Annotated in this window: 12 protein-coding genes; 3 read left to right on the forward strand and 9 right to left on the reverse strand. The window is 64.5% G+C overall.

Features of this window, described 5'->3' with window-relative positions; translation table 11 throughout:
• Positions 1-132 precede the first annotated feature (132 nt).
• The 7 genes from QJT82_RS25020 to QJT82_RS25050 form a co-directional block, all read right to left on the reverse strand.
• Positions 133-1,689, reverse strand: a complete 1,557-nt coding sequence (locus QJT82_RS25020) for a serine hydrolase (protein ID WP_035631904.1) — start codon at positions 1,687-1,689, stop codon at positions 133-135.
• A gap of 105 nt (positions 1,690-1,794) precedes the next feature.
• Complete coding sequence (locus QJT82_RS25025) at positions 1,795-2,712, reverse strand: DMT family transporter (protein WP_028341781.1); 918 nt, start codon at positions 2,710-2,712, stop codon at positions 1,795-1,797.
• A 195-nt stretch (positions 2,713-2,907) separates the two neighbouring features.
• Positions 2,908-3,174 carry a hypothetical protein gene (locus tag QJT82_RS25030; RefSeq protein WP_155258580.1) on the reverse strand — a complete coding sequence of 89 codons (267 nt, stop codon included), beginning with the start codon at positions 3,172-3,174 and terminating at the stop codon, positions 2,908-2,910.
• Between the two features lie 447 nt (positions 3,175-3,621).
• A complete protein-coding gene (locus QJT82_RS25035) occupies positions 3,622-4,392 on the reverse strand; it encodes a glucose 1-dehydrogenase (RefSeq protein ID WP_028341782.1) in 771 nt (256 codons plus the stop codon).
• A gap of 143 nt (positions 4,393-4,535) precedes the next feature.
• A complete protein-coding gene (locus tag QJT82_RS25040; RefSeq protein ID WP_080686801.1) occupies positions 4,536-6,200 on the reverse strand; it encodes a thiamine pyrophosphate-binding protein in 1,665 nt (554 codons plus the stop codon).
• A 212-nt stretch (positions 6,201-6,412) separates the two neighbouring features.
• Complete coding sequence (locus QJT82_RS25045; RefSeq protein ID WP_245288771.1) at positions 6,413-7,216, reverse strand: dienelactone hydrolase family protein; 804 nt, start codon at positions 7,214-7,216, stop codon at positions 6,413-6,415.
• 189 nt (positions 7,217-7,405) lie between these two features.
• Positions 7,406-8,425: a L,D-transpeptidase family protein gene (locus tag QJT82_RS25050; RefSeq protein ID WP_035631905.1), complete on the reverse strand. Its 1,020-nt coding sequence runs from the start codon at positions 8,423-8,425 to the stop codon at positions 7,406-7,408.
• A 187-nt stretch (positions 8,426-8,612) separates the two neighbouring features.
• On the opposite strand from QJT82_RS25050, the gene QJT82_RS25055 reads away from it, so the two are divergent.
• The 3 genes from QJT82_RS25055 to QJT82_RS25065 all read left to right on the forward strand — a co-directional run bounded on the left by QJT82_RS25055 (position 8,613) and on the right by QJT82_RS25065 (position 10,983).
• Positions 8,613-9,587: a transglycosylase SLT domain-containing protein gene (locus QJT82_RS25055; RefSeq protein WP_028341786.1), complete on the forward strand. Its 975-nt coding sequence runs from the start codon at positions 8,613-8,615 to the stop codon at positions 9,585-9,587.
• A 153-nt stretch (positions 9,588-9,740) separates the two neighbouring features.
• Positions 9,741-10,349, forward strand: coding sequence for a cyclic nucleotide-binding domain-containing protein (locus QJT82_RS25060; RefSeq protein ID WP_245288772.1), 609 nt, complete (start codon positions 9,741-9,743; stop codon positions 10,347-10,349).
• A 361-nt stretch (positions 10,350-10,710) separates the two neighbouring features.
• Positions 10,711-10,983 (forward strand): hypothetical protein, encoded by a 273-nt coding sequence (locus QJT82_RS25065; protein WP_028341788.1) that lies wholly within the window; start codon positions 10,711-10,713, stop codon positions 10,981-10,983.
• A gap of 10 nt (positions 10,984-10,993) precedes the next feature.
• Here QJT82_RS25065 and QJT82_RS25070 read toward each other — a convergent pair whose 3' ends face one another.
• Together QJT82_RS25070 and QJT82_RS25075 are read right to left on the reverse strand one after the other, a co-directional pair.
• A complete protein-coding gene (locus QJT82_RS25070) occupies positions 10,994-12,028 on the reverse strand; it encodes an ATP-grasp domain-containing protein (RefSeq protein ID WP_028341789.1) in 1,035 nt (344 codons plus the stop codon).
• Positions 12,025-13,053 (reverse strand): putative zinc-binding metallopeptidase, encoded by a 1,029-nt coding sequence (locus QJT82_RS25075; RefSeq protein ID WP_028341790.1) that lies wholly within the window; start codon positions 13,051-13,053, stop codon positions 12,025-12,027. Before QJT82_RS25075 ends, QJT82_RS25070 begins: the two co-directional genes overlap by 4 nt.
• Between the last annotated feature and the right edge of the window lie 140 nt (positions 13,054-13,193).

The following is a 13,193-nucleotide window of genomic DNA, read 5'->3' on the forward strand; positions in this document are numbered from 1 at the left end:
TGCCATGATGCGAGACCGAAAGCCCTACCTGCAGACCAAACCAACATAACAGTTGCCGGCCTTCGCCGGGACGACGCGAAGGAAGCCGAGCTTCACGTGACCGAAATGGATAGAGACGCGGCCGCGCTCGAGCTATTGCGCGCCCGGCGCTTCAGCATCGGCCTTCACGTCGCGGCCGAAGCGATCCTTGCCGCTGAGCCTGGCCTTGCCGCCATCGAACGACAGCAGCCATCGGCGGTCGGTATCGCCGCCGACCAGACGCAGGTCGATGGCGAATGTCTGGTTGTCCTGCCACGTCCCTTTCAGCGCCATCACGCCGAGCGCCGTTGGCTGACCGAGACGGTAGGCACCGTCGAGCCCGATCGGTCCCGGAAGTGTCGTCGCCGGCTTTGCCGGATCCGGCGTCGCCGTTTCCAGCTCGTAGTGCGCGGGCTGATCGGTCAGATACAGCGTCAGCGCCCGCAAGTTGAAGCCATTGGCCGGGAAGCGCCAGGTCTTGCCGGAGATGGCGGCGGCCGTCTCGGGCACGGCACCGACGGCCGACGGCTTTTCGGTTGCGATATCGCGCAGCGCGCTCGCGAGTCGGTTGCCGCCGACGGAGTTCACCGGCAGCGCCGTGTCGGATTTGACCGCGCCTGAAATCTCATCGGCCATTCTGCCGAACGAGCAGTAGTCGCGCGCGGTCACGACCGTGACGATGTCGAGCGCGGGAAACAGCATGACGAGCTGGCAGCGGTCGCCGACCGCCATGACAACCTGCCGCTGCGGCATCACCCAGAAGAAATTGGCGTAGCGCAACGATGGATCGAACGAGGCGTGCATCTCCGTCGTCGCGTGCCTGATGCGGTCGACCCAGCCGGTCGGCAGCAGCCGCTGCCCGTCCCATTCACCGTTATGCAGATAGAGCAGGCCGATCCTGGCGGCGTCGCGCGGCGCGAGCTGAAGCCCGCCGCCGCCCTGCGTCAGTCCGGGGCCGATGCTGTGCCAGTACGGCGCGGCTATCCCGAGCGGGCGAAACAGTTTCGTCACCGCATAGTCCCGCGCGCTCATGCCGGTGAGCTTGTTGATGATCGCGGCCAACAGCTGCGCATTGCCGGTGTTGTAATAGAACGCCTCGCCCGGCGCCTTCGCCATCGGGCGGTCGAGGATGAACTGGATCGCATCGGGGCTGTGACCCCACTCGATCAGCGAGTCCGGCCGGCCACCCTCGACGCCTTCGGTCCAGGCCATTCCCGAGGTCATGTCCAGCATGGTCTGGACCGTGATCGCCCGCTTGCGGTCGTCGAGATTGGCGATGGTGCGATCGCCGAAGAAATCCACCATGCGATGGTCGAGGCTGTCGAGCACGCCATCCCTGAGCAGCATCGCGACCAGCGTTCCGGTCACTGCCTTGGTGACGGAATTGAAGAGATGCGGGATCTCCGGCGTGTAGGGCGCATAGTAGGCGTCGAGCACGATCCGGCCGTGCCGCGCGATCAGGAGGCTATCGAGACTGTGGTCCGCGCCAAAATTGACGAGCCGCGCCAGCGCGGCGGAATCCATCCCCTGCTCTTCCGGCGTCGAGGTCGGCCACTGCGAGGTCGGCCGCACCGGCTCGGCGGCACCTTGCGCCTGGGCCGCGCCCGACAAAGCCGAGGCTGCAAGCACGAGCCCCGCAAGCATCGGCAGCGCCAAACGTTGAACCTGCATCAGCGTCTCATTGCGACACGGCGGAGAGCCGCACCATCCGCGATCCCTCGCACGCTTGTCAATCGTCGCCACCACCGCGCGCCAATCGGGACAGCGGCAAGCCGTCTAGCGCTGCCGCTGCGCGAGATAGAATCCGGCCAACACAGCGGCCAACCCGGCCGCCTGCAGCGTGGTCGGTGGCTCGCCGATCAGGAGCCATCCCAACAGCAGGGTCAACACCGGCACGGTCGCAGGAAACACGGCTGCGCGGGCAACGCCGAGGCGCTGGATCGACACCGCGAACAAATACATCGCCACGGGCCCGGCCAGGATCCCCTGGGCGATGGCTTGTAGCGCGTTTTCATGCAGGCCGATGGAAGCATCGCGAGCGAGCCCACCCGAGGCGGCATACAGTGGAAACAGCGAGAGCGACAGCACGCTGATGACGCTGGCCACGGAGAACGCCGAGACACGCCAATGGCGCACCAGCGTGGCGAAGCCTGCGAACATCAAGCCGGTCGCAACGAAGATCAAGTCGCCCATCACGGCGCTCGGCCCCATATGGCCGATCGACTCGCTGCCGATCACGGCGAGTCCGACGACGATGACGACAGCGCCGGCTGCCCGCGAGAGCGAGACCGATTCCTTCAGCAAGACGACCGCGAGAAACAATCCACCCAGCGTCGCGCAGGACGGTTGGATCACGCTGCCATGCCCCAGCGGCACGAACATGAAGCCTACATAGCTGATCAGCGACATCACCGGCCCGCCCAGCAGCATCAGCGCCATGCCGCGGCCCCAACCGATGCCGCAGAGGTCGCGGAGGCCGGCGCGCACAACGAGCGGCAGGAAGGCAATGCCCGACCACAGGAAGCGATGCATCAGCAGGTCGACGGGCGTGAACCCGACCTTCAGGCCGTGCCGCGTCGCCACGAAGCCGAGCGCCCAGCACAGCGCCGCACCGAGGCCGCAGGCGACCCCGAGCAGGATGGCTTTCGTATCCGGAAGGGTTTTAGCCTTGGCATTGGCCGGACGTTCGTTCATCGCGAACGACTACGTGAGCTGCCGAGACGGATCAACCCATTGAGGTGCAGGGCTGATTGGCGCAACGCTGCCAGCGTCCGCTTGGGCTGCGCGGTGACGTCACTCCGCGCTGCCGCGATGTCCGCTCTGGCCAAAGGGCGACCTTGCGGCCGGTCGCTCTAGGCGAAGCTGACCTTCACAGACAAGAAGTGCGACTTACTTCCGCGGCTCGACCACCGTCTTTGTCGATCCGTCCGGCGCTGCCTGCATTCCCGGCGGGCTTTGACCTTGCGGACTTTCCGGCGGCGCACCACCCGATCTTGTTTCAAGCGGCCCGGTCCATCCTTGTGGCTGCAATTGACCTTTTTCTTCCGGTGCCGAGCGTCCAGTTGCCGTGTTCACGTCCTTCTCGGGATCGGGCTGGGCTATCGCAAATCCACACGACAACGCCCAGCCAATCGTCGTCATCAGAATGATCCGCATTCGGACCTCCCTTGGCTGATCGTAGCAAACCGGCTGGAGCGGCTTCAGTTCCTTGCCGAAGGAGGCGGCAGAACTGGCGACAGACGATGTCCGCTACGGGTTAAAGGCCGACATCATTCCGCGCCGCCGCGAATTCCATCTTGAGCCAGGAGCTGGCGCTCGGATGTGCGGCATCAATCTTAAGCTGCGGGCGAGCCGCTGCGTTGAGGAAACAGCCGAGGTGCGCCCTCAGGAAGTAACCCGTAAGCCTGGAGCACGCCGTAGACGAGCGCTGCTAGAATGATGAAACCGACGATGCGATTGAGTTTGAACACCTAACCTCGAAGCTCTTCGTTGCCAAACGCGATATTGGCTGAGATGCACCACTCACAGCAAGAGCGTTGAAGTCGCGAAGATCAACGTGGCTTTGTGCAAATGGGCCACCAACGTAAACAAGGCCTTCAGAGATCAGGCGGCGCTGTAGCCGCCGTCGACCACGTGCGATGCGCCTGTCATGAACGACGCCTTGTCCGAGCACATCCAGACCACGGCTTCGGCGATTTCCTCGGGCACGCCGAGGCGACGGACCGGCACCTTGGCGATGATCTCGTCGTAGCGTTCGTCCATCGTCTCCTTGGTCATCGGCGTCTTGATGTATCCGGGATTGACGCAGTTCACGCGGATGCCGTCCTGGGCATATTCGATCGCAGCAGACTTGGTCAGCCCGACGACACCATGCTTGGTCGCGACATAGTGGCCGGACGTCGCGAGGCCGACCAGGCCTGCGATCGACGCCGTGTTGACGACGGCGCCGCCACCGCCCTGTTTGAGCATTTGCGCGATCTCGTATTTCAGGCACAGGAACACGCCCATCAGATTCACCGAGAACATCTTGGCCACCGAGGCCTGCGTGAGCTCATGAATGCGCTGGCCGCGCGGGCCGACGGAGCGCCCGGCAACGCCGGCATTGTTGAACGCGCAATCGATGCGCCCGAATGCCGAAACCGTGCGCGCCACCATGTTCGCGACATCGGCCTCGTCGGTGACGTCGCCCTGGATCGCGATCGACTGGCCGCCGGCGGCATTGATAAGAGCGACTGTCTCGTCGATGCCACCCCTCGAGAGGTCCGACACCGCCACACGCGCACCTTCACGCGCCATCGCGATCGCCGTCGCCCGGCCGATGCCGGAGCCGCCGCCCGTCACCAATGCAGCCTTGCCGTCCAGAATGCCCGCCATGAGAAACTCCTCTAAAGCGCGACGCGATCGGATCGAATCGTCATCGCGCGGTCTTTATTCCTTGTTTGAGCATGATCTCCGCGCAAACGCGGTACCGCGTTTGCCGCGAGGGAAAACCGCTTCGCACTTTTCCGGATCATGCTCTAGCGCTTGCCTTCGATTGCGATCTCGACGAGGTACGGCCGCTGCGCCGCGACAGCCTTTGCAACGGAACCGGCAATGTCGTCGGCCTTCTCGACCCTGACCGCCTCGACGCCCATGCCGGCCGCGAGATGCACGAAGTCGAGCGTGGGGCCGGTGATATCCATGTTCTGATAGGGATGCTGGGTGCCGGCCTCGAAGTTCTGCCGCCAGACGTCCACATTGTGCTTGAGGATGCGGTACTCGCGGTTGGCCAGCACCACGAACACGATCGCAAGCTTGTGGTGCGCGGCAGTCCACAGCGCCTGGATCGCATACATCGCCGAACCGTCACCGGAGATGGCGACCACCGGACGGTCCGGCATCGCGACCTTGACGCCGATCGCGCCGGCGAGGCCCTGGCCGATGCCGCCGCCGCGACCGCCGAAATAATCGCCGAAGCCGCGATAGTCGAAGGCGCGCGCGAGATCGAGGCTTGCCGTGATGCTTTCATCGACGATGACGACATCATCGGGCAGGCCGCGACGCAGCTCCGCCGTGACGCGCGGCATCGCGGTCGGCTGGCGGTCCCAGCTTTTCTCGACCCGCGCGCGGTAGGCCTCTTTCTCCTTCGCCTGCAATTCGGCCAACGCGGCATTGCGGTTCTGCGCAGCTTGCCTGAAGTCCGCGCCCGCCTTTGCACGCACCGCATCTGTCAAGGCACTGACGCTGGCGGCGATATCGCCGACGATCCCGGCATCGAGCCGGTTGTTGAGCGCGAGGCGTTCGGCCGAGGCTTCGATCTGCAGCACGGACGCGCCGCCAGGGATGTGGCCACCAGGCGCAAACCAGATGTCCTCAAAGAACGGACCGCCGATCAGCAGCACGAGATCGGCATCGCCGAGCGCCTTGCGCACCTGCCGGGCGTCGCCGGGAAGCGACTGACGATAGCTCGGATGGCTGGTCGGGAACGGCGCGTGGTGGCGGAGCCCCTCGAACCACACGGTGGCGCCGACCGCTTCCGTGAGCGCCACCAGCGCCTGCTCGCCGCCCGAACGTGCCACGTCGTCGCCGGCGATGATGGCCGGCTTTTTCGACTTCAGAAGCAACGCGACAAGCGCTTCGATGCCGGCCGGATCGGGGCGCGTCGAGCGCCACAGATTATCCGGCGGCGACGCGTCGACCGCGGTCTCCTGTTCCATGACGTCGATCGGCAGCGACACGAACACCGGCCCCTGCGGCGCATCGGTCGCCACCTTGAACGCGCGTCGCATGATCGGCGCGATCTCGTCGGCACGCTCGATCTGCACGCTCCACTTGGTCACCGGCGCCGCCATCGCAACAAGGTCGTGGCCGAGCAGCGGGTTGTTGAGCCGCATTCGGGTATCCTGCTGGCCGGCCGTGACGACCACGGGCGAACCCGCCTTCAGCGCGCCGTAGAGCGAGCCGATGCCGTTGCCGAGGCCGGGAGCGACATGCAGGTTGGCGACGGTGACGCGCCCCGACGCCTGCGCGTAGAAACTGGCGGCGCTGACCGCGACACCTTCATGCAGCGCCATGATGTATTCGAGTTGCGGAAATGCCGGCAGGCTATCGAGCAGCGGCGTTTCGGTCGTGCCGGGATTGCCGAAGATATGACGCACGCCGTGCGACACGAACGATTCCATCAGCACACGACGCCCGCGCATTCGCTCCCTCTCGATTGTTCTGATCCGTTTTGCGCATCATCGGCCGGGGAGCGGCCCATGGCAACCGTGCGAGGCGGTTGGCATCCGCGCGGCCGGCTGCGTCTTCCGCATGGCTTCAAGGCGCGAACGCGCCAGCGAGGCCGCGGCCCTGCCACTTCCGCGGCCAAAGCAGCCACGAATGGAAAGGGCCACCGTTTGGGTGGCCCCTTTGCCTATTTCTTGAGGTTGGCGACAAACAGCTTGGCGGCTTCGGCCTTGGATTCCTGATCGGCCTTGGCGTCGTATCTGAGCGGCAAATTAAACTTCTTGCCGAGCTCGGTAGCCTCGGGATTGGTGAATGCGTGTACCGCGCCGGGATACTCGATGATGCGGTAATCGGCCTTCGCCGCGTCGAAATCCTTCTTCAGCGCATCGTACTGCTCGCGCTTCACGAACGGGTCGTCGGCGCCGTTCAGGATCAGGATCTTCGCCTTGACGGTGCCCGGCGCCGGTGCGGGGGTGTTGAGACCGAGCGAGGCGTGGAAGCCCGCGACGGCGGCGAGATCGGCGCCAGTGCGCGCCATGTTCAGCACCACCGCGCCGCCGAAGCAGTAACCGACGGCGCCGATCCGCTGCGGATTGACCGAGGCCTGCTTGGCAAGTTGCTCGCGTGCGGCGTTGAAGCGCTGCTCCATTACCTTCGGGTTCTTCATCACCGAGCCCGAGAGCGCGCCGGCATCCTTCGGGTTGTCGGCAGTCTTGGCGTCGCCGTACATGTCCGCGATGAAGGCCACGTAGCCCTGCTCCGCGAACTTCCGCGCCTCGTTATGGATATGCGGGGTGATGCCCCACCATTCATGCACCATGACGATGCCGGGCCGCTTGGCCTGGGTCGCGTCGTCATAGACAACGAAGCCCTTCATCGTGGTCTCGCCGTCGCTGTAGGTGACCGGCTCTTCCTTGACCGCTGCGTGTGCGCTCGCGACCATCGCGATGGCGCAGAGTGCTCCCACTATGTTCGTTATGATCGTTCGCATGCTGACCTCCTGCGGGTTTGGCACGACGCGACATTGGCATACCAGCGAATCCCGCGCTAGGCTTGGAAAGCGGAGCCGCTTTGCTCCGCAGGCTGCGCATCATCTCTCGAGCGCGCGTGCGCCCGGCCCGCGGCCGAGCGCGCCGACATTTCTGTCGGTTGCTGATGTGTGAACGACGTTGCGTCAAGCTCAGCGCGTCGCCGTTGCTGCGCTTGTCGCGCTATCGACGAACGCAACCGGCGTTCCCTTCGCGACACCGGCCGCGACGCGCTGCGCGTCCCAGTTGGTGAGCCGGACGCAGCCGTGGGACTCCGCCTTGGAGACCTTGCCGGGATCGGGGGTGCCGTGAATGCCATAGCCTTCTCCCGAGAGGTTGATCCAGACCACACCGACCGGGTTGTTCGGACCGGGCCTGATCGTGAACGGCGTCTTCGATCTGACGCCCTTGAATGCGTATTTTGGATTGTAGCGATAGGTCGGGTTCTTGTTGATCGCCGTCACCTTCAGCGTTCCGCTCGGCGTCGGCTTATCCGCGCTGCCGACCGTCGCAGGATAGAAGCCGAGGAGCTTGCCTGCTGCATCGAACGTGCTGAGCGTCTGCCGCGTCTTGTCGACCTCCACGCGCGCGATCGGCGGCGGCTTTGCGGTATCGACGACGTTCGCAACCGCAATGGTCTCGCCGGCCTTGTCGAACTTCCGGCCCGGATTGAGCGCCTGAAGCAGCGCCTCGCTCATGTGGAATTTCTCCGCGAGCGCTTCGCGCGGACTGGTGTAGCCCAGCGCCGGCAGGCTCTTCATGCTTTCCATCTTCGCGGGGATCCTCTTCACGAACGGCCCCTTCACGTCGGCATCGATGATCGTGTAGCTGACGATCGCAGGCCCGTCGCTGGCGGCGGTGAGGCTGCTCCAGAGCTCCGGCGTTGTCGCCTTGTCGAAGGACAATCCATTCGCCTCGGCAAACGCCCTGAGCGCCTTCTGCGCGTTGTCGCCAAGCTTGCCGTCGATCTCGCCGGGAGAAAAATGCGCGCGGTCGAGCAGGATCTCGAGCCTGGCAACGAAGGCGCTGAGCTGACGACGGTCCGGCAATTTTACCGGCGGCGCCGCCTCGTCGTTGATCGCGGCGGCATCAAGACCCGCGGCCACCGTCGGCGCGGCCGACACAAGCAAAAGGACAAGAGCAAAACGCGCAACGGAAAACGGTCGGAACATCGCGTATCCCAACGTGGCTACCTTCCGTAAAGCTACGGAAAGCCTCGAAGTTCCAATGCGAACAGCGGCGAAGTTCCGCGGCGGAACAGCTGATATCGCGGCTTCGCCGCAATCGACTCGCCAAAAAGTCGCGATCCGAAGTGCATTTGCGCGCAACCCACATCACAATTCAGGTCTCTGGAAGCAAATGCGATTTGTCATCGCGGCGCTTGCCGCGTTTCTTGTCTTGATGCTCGATTTCGATCGTTCGCCCGGCTCGATCAACGCCTCAACCCAAGCCCCGACATTCTCGCGCGACGCGACATCGGACGCCGTTCCGTTCGCCGCGCGCTTTATCGAAAGCGCTGATGCCAGCGAAGCGCCCGCTGCGACGGACGCGGACAAGAGGCCCGCGCCTGCGGCGCAGCCGGGCGACGCCGCGGCCGAGCCGCAGCTGTCCGCGATCGACAAATTCTGCCACAGCCTGAAGGATGCGGCGCAGGCGAGCGAAATTCCCGTTGCGTTCTTTGCGCGGCTGATCTGGCAGGAGAGCCGCTTTCGCTCGAACGAGATCAGCCATGCCGGCGCGCAGGGCGTTGCGCAGTTCATGCCGGAGACGGCGGCCGAAGTCGGGCTCGACGATCCCTTCGGTCCGCTGAAGGCGTTGCCCGCATCCGCAAGACTGCTGCGCAAGCTGCGCGACGATTTCGGCAATCTCGGCCTGGCGGCGGCCGCCTATAATGCTGGCAGCGGCCGCGTCCAGAAATGGCTCGCCCGGCAGAGTGAGCTGCCGCGCGAGACCCGCGACTATGTCCGGATCATCACCGGTACCAAGGCGGAGGACTGGATCGAGCAAGCCGACACGCTCGCCATCCGCATCGACTTGCCGGGCGAAGCGCCGTGTGAAGGCATCGGCGGCCTCTCGAAGGCGAAGGACGTCGCCTTCGTCGCGGCGTCGCCGGCGTCCGCGGTGACGACGATCATCCGCAAGGCCGAGGCCGCGCGAGAGGCGGCAAGGTCGGTCGCCGGCCGCGCGCGCAAGCGGCTCGCGCTCGTGCTCGGGAAGAGCTCGTCGGGCGCGGCCCGGCTCGGCAAGGCGCGCCGGACCGTTGTCGCCGCCAGGGCAAAACCGGCGAAGGGCCGGGCCGTTCACGTCGCCTCGCGCGCACGTTCGTCGAGTTGAGGCCGCGTCACGACGCGTGCACCGCCGCAAATGCGGGCCGGCCACATTTCCGCTCAGGAAACTGAGCGCACTGGTGTATGTTGCCGGTCGTTTTCAGATCGGTTGCTTGCAATTCATTTTCCAGTGGGCGTTGTCATGACGTTGATCGATGGTTTGGGCTATCTGGCGTCGGCGCTTGTGTTGCTGACGTTCTGCATGAGTACGATGTTGAGCCTGCGCGCTGTCGCGATATTCAGCAATCTGGCGTTCATCAGCTATGGATTGGGCGACGGGATCTACCCGGTGCTCATCCTGCATATCATTCTGCTGCCGCTGAACGTGGTGTTGCTGTTCCAGATGGTTCGGCTACTTCGGAAAGCGAAGCGTGCTGCAGCGACGGACCTTTCTCCGAACTGGCTGCAGCCGTTCATGCAGCCGAAGCATCTCAAGGCGGGAGAAACGATCTTCCGGAAGGGCGACGACGCCGACCTGCTGTACATGGTCGTGTCCGGCGAGGTCAGGTTTCCCGAGATCGATCGCGGGGTATCGGCGGGCGAACTGTTCGGCGAGATCGGGCTGTTTTCGCTCGAGCGCCGCCGCACGCAAACGGCGCTCGCTGCGACCGATGTGGATCTGCTCTGGATCAGTGACGGCGCGCTGAGGAAGCTGTGCGAGCGCAACCCGGGACTGTCGCTGTATTTCCTGCGCTTGACGGCGACGAGGATGACGGAAAACGCAGCCCGCGCAATCGGGGTCGGCGCGGTGGCGCCCAATCCGGCGTGATGCGCGCCGCCTCGCTTTGCCGGCGCTACGGCGCTGACGAAGCCGCAAGGCTCGGCAGCGGCGCAAACTGCATCTCAGCAACGGCCGAGCCGGCGTATGCACTGGCGATCAGGATCATGACTCGAATGGCGACGAACATGGTGCCTCCTCAGTCTTGTTGTTGGCCTCTCAATGCCAGAGACTTCTTTCCCGCCGGTGAGGAAAGCTGGTTGCCGCAACCTTGAAGGCATTGGTAAGCGAGCCGTTTACGCAAGCCTCTGTTCATGAGTTGGGAACCGTATCGGCCGATCGACCGGAGCGCTAAACGCGCGGTTCACCGTCGCCGGGCATTGTCCGCCTCAATCAAGAAGGCGCAAGCACAATGCCGATTTTCAGGACGATCCTTGTTGTCGTATCGATTTTTCTTGCCGGTTTGTATGTCTACGACAGCTGCCGCAGTGATGGGCTCGCCATGCCGGTTTCGGTAAACGAAGTCCTTGCACGGCGCTGGCCGGAACCGGACGCGTTTCATCCGACGGCAGCCCCTGTTTCCGTGGCCGCCGGCAACGTGACGCCGGCCGCGCGCGTTAGGGAAACGTTTGCGATGTTCATCCCCAAAGATGCGCGACGCCATCCGATGCAGCGCAGCCTTTAACGGCCACGAGTCAGCCCAGCGATGCGCCGGCCTTGGCGCGGCTTATTCCAAGCGTCACGATGCGCTGCAGGAGATCCGGATAGTTGAGCCCGTCATGTCCGGCGGCCGTCGCGAACTCCTGGCTCTTGGCGATCTCGGGATTGGGATTGGCTTCGATGAAATACGGAACGCCATTGGTGGACAGGCGGAAGTCGATGCGCGCATAGCCGTCGAGCCCCAAGGTCCGGTAGATGCGCTTCGCCAGCCGTTGAATATGGGCGGATAGCTCCGGCGTGAGGTCCTCGGCCGGGCCGTCGACAATCCCCACCCGCTCCTGATAGCTGGTATCGTGCTTGACCTTTTCGGTGGCGATCTGGCGCGCAGCAGGGCCGCCCATGCTGCCGAATTTCAGTTCCCACACCGGCAGCACCCGCAGCCGGTTGTTGCCGAGCACGCCGACATAGAGCTCGCGTCCCTCGATGAACTGCTCGGCGATCGCGGCCGTTCCGATCCGCTCATGGATGAAGGCGACGCGCTCGGCGAGCTTCTCGTCGGTATCGACGATCGACGCCTGCGAGATACCCAGCGATCCATCGCTGCTCAGACTCTTGACGATCAGCGGCAGCTCGAGACGCGGCGGCCGCTTGACCTTGCGGCGCATCGGAAACACGGCGAAGGCCGGCACCGGGATCCGGCGATGGTGCACCAGCGTCTTGGACAGATCCTTGCCGCGCGCCAGGATCAGGCCGCGCGGGTTGCACCCGGTATAGGCGATCTTCATCAGCTCGAGATAGCTCGCGATGTGCTGATCGTACACGACGTCGTAGTGAAACTCTTCCAGCAGCGTGAACACGACGTGCGGCTTGAAGCCCTCGATCTCGTCGCGCACCGGCTTTATTTCCTCCTGCACGCCGAGCGGACGAACCTCATGGCCGGCCGCGCGCAGGGTGCTCACGACGTCGTATTCCGTCTTCCACTCGTTGATCTCGCGCGCGCTGTATCCATCGCTGGAGTCGGGCGGCACACAGTCCGGGTGCATCAGCACCAGAATGCGAAGCTGTTTCATAGCGCGATCCATTTCCGGCGCGACGGGCCGAACAGCGCGTGCATGGTCTTGGCGGTCAGCAGAATGGTGAAGTTCGTCACGAGCTTCTGCTCGGGGCCGACGGCACGCAGATTGAGCTCGCGGCAGCGCGAGATCATGTCGTCGAGCACGGCATCGAGCGTCAACTGGTTCTCGCCCGTCCACCGCGCCACCAGCTGCCTGATCTGGGCGCGGTGCCGCCTGATGAAGGCCGCGGCCGGCGGACGCCGATAATGCCGCGGATCGGCGGAGAACAGCTTGGAGAGATCGCGGTCGTAGGTCTTCGGCGGCGTGAAGGCGTAGAATGCCTGCTTCTTCCTGTAGTGCTCGGCGAGCGTTTGCTTGAGCGTGTGCAGCGGATCGACTCGTTCGCGCGTCGCGAGCAGCGGCCGCTTGCCCGCGATCTCGCCCATCAGTTCGTCGACATATTCGAGCTTCTTCAGTGCGGGCCAGCCGGCATAGCGCGTCCGCCAGTTCGAGCGCGGCCGCAACCACACCGCGAAAGTCTCGGCGAAGTCCTCGTCCGGATGGCTCTGCGCGTACCAGAGCCGAAGATGCTGGACATAATTGCGGCTGGCCGGATTGGGCCGGTAGTAGCGCGGGTAGTGCTGCGACGACGGGCCGAACAGCTGCTGCCAGCGCCGGCGGCGCTGCAGCTGGTAGCCGTGCTGTACGGCATGCCCCGCCTCGTGGCGAAGAATGGCCATGCACTCGGACCACGACGCGCCCTCGACGTCGAGCATCATCTTCTTCTCGAGCTTCATCAGGCGGGGATGGGCGAGGTAGAACGGGATCGCGATGCCGGGCACATCCGCCGGGCTGAACCATTCGCTCGATATCCATGTGTGCGGCCGCAACCGGACGCCGCGCTCCTCGAGCTCTTCATAGAGCGTATTCACACAATCGGCGAGCCAGGTGCCCTCGACGGCAACCCTCAGACGGCTGAGCGGTTGCGCGAGCAACTGCTCGTCCGTCAGCTTTTCCCAGTCAAATTTGTGGCGCTGCATGGGCTTCCAAAGTCTAAAACAAATCGGACTCTGAATGGTGTCATAGGTTGCCGCCGGCAACAACCGCCGGGCCTTCGCGCCGGGCCCCCGGCCAATGTCGGCATCGGGCCGGACCCGGCCCGAGCGTCCGCGTTGGGCGG

The organism is Bradyrhizobium sp. Mp19, assembly GCF_029952935.1.
In the GTDB taxonomy this organism is placed as follows: Bacteria; Pseudomonadota; Alphaproteobacteria; order Rhizobiales; family Xanthobacteraceae; genus Bradyrhizobium; species Bradyrhizobium elkanii.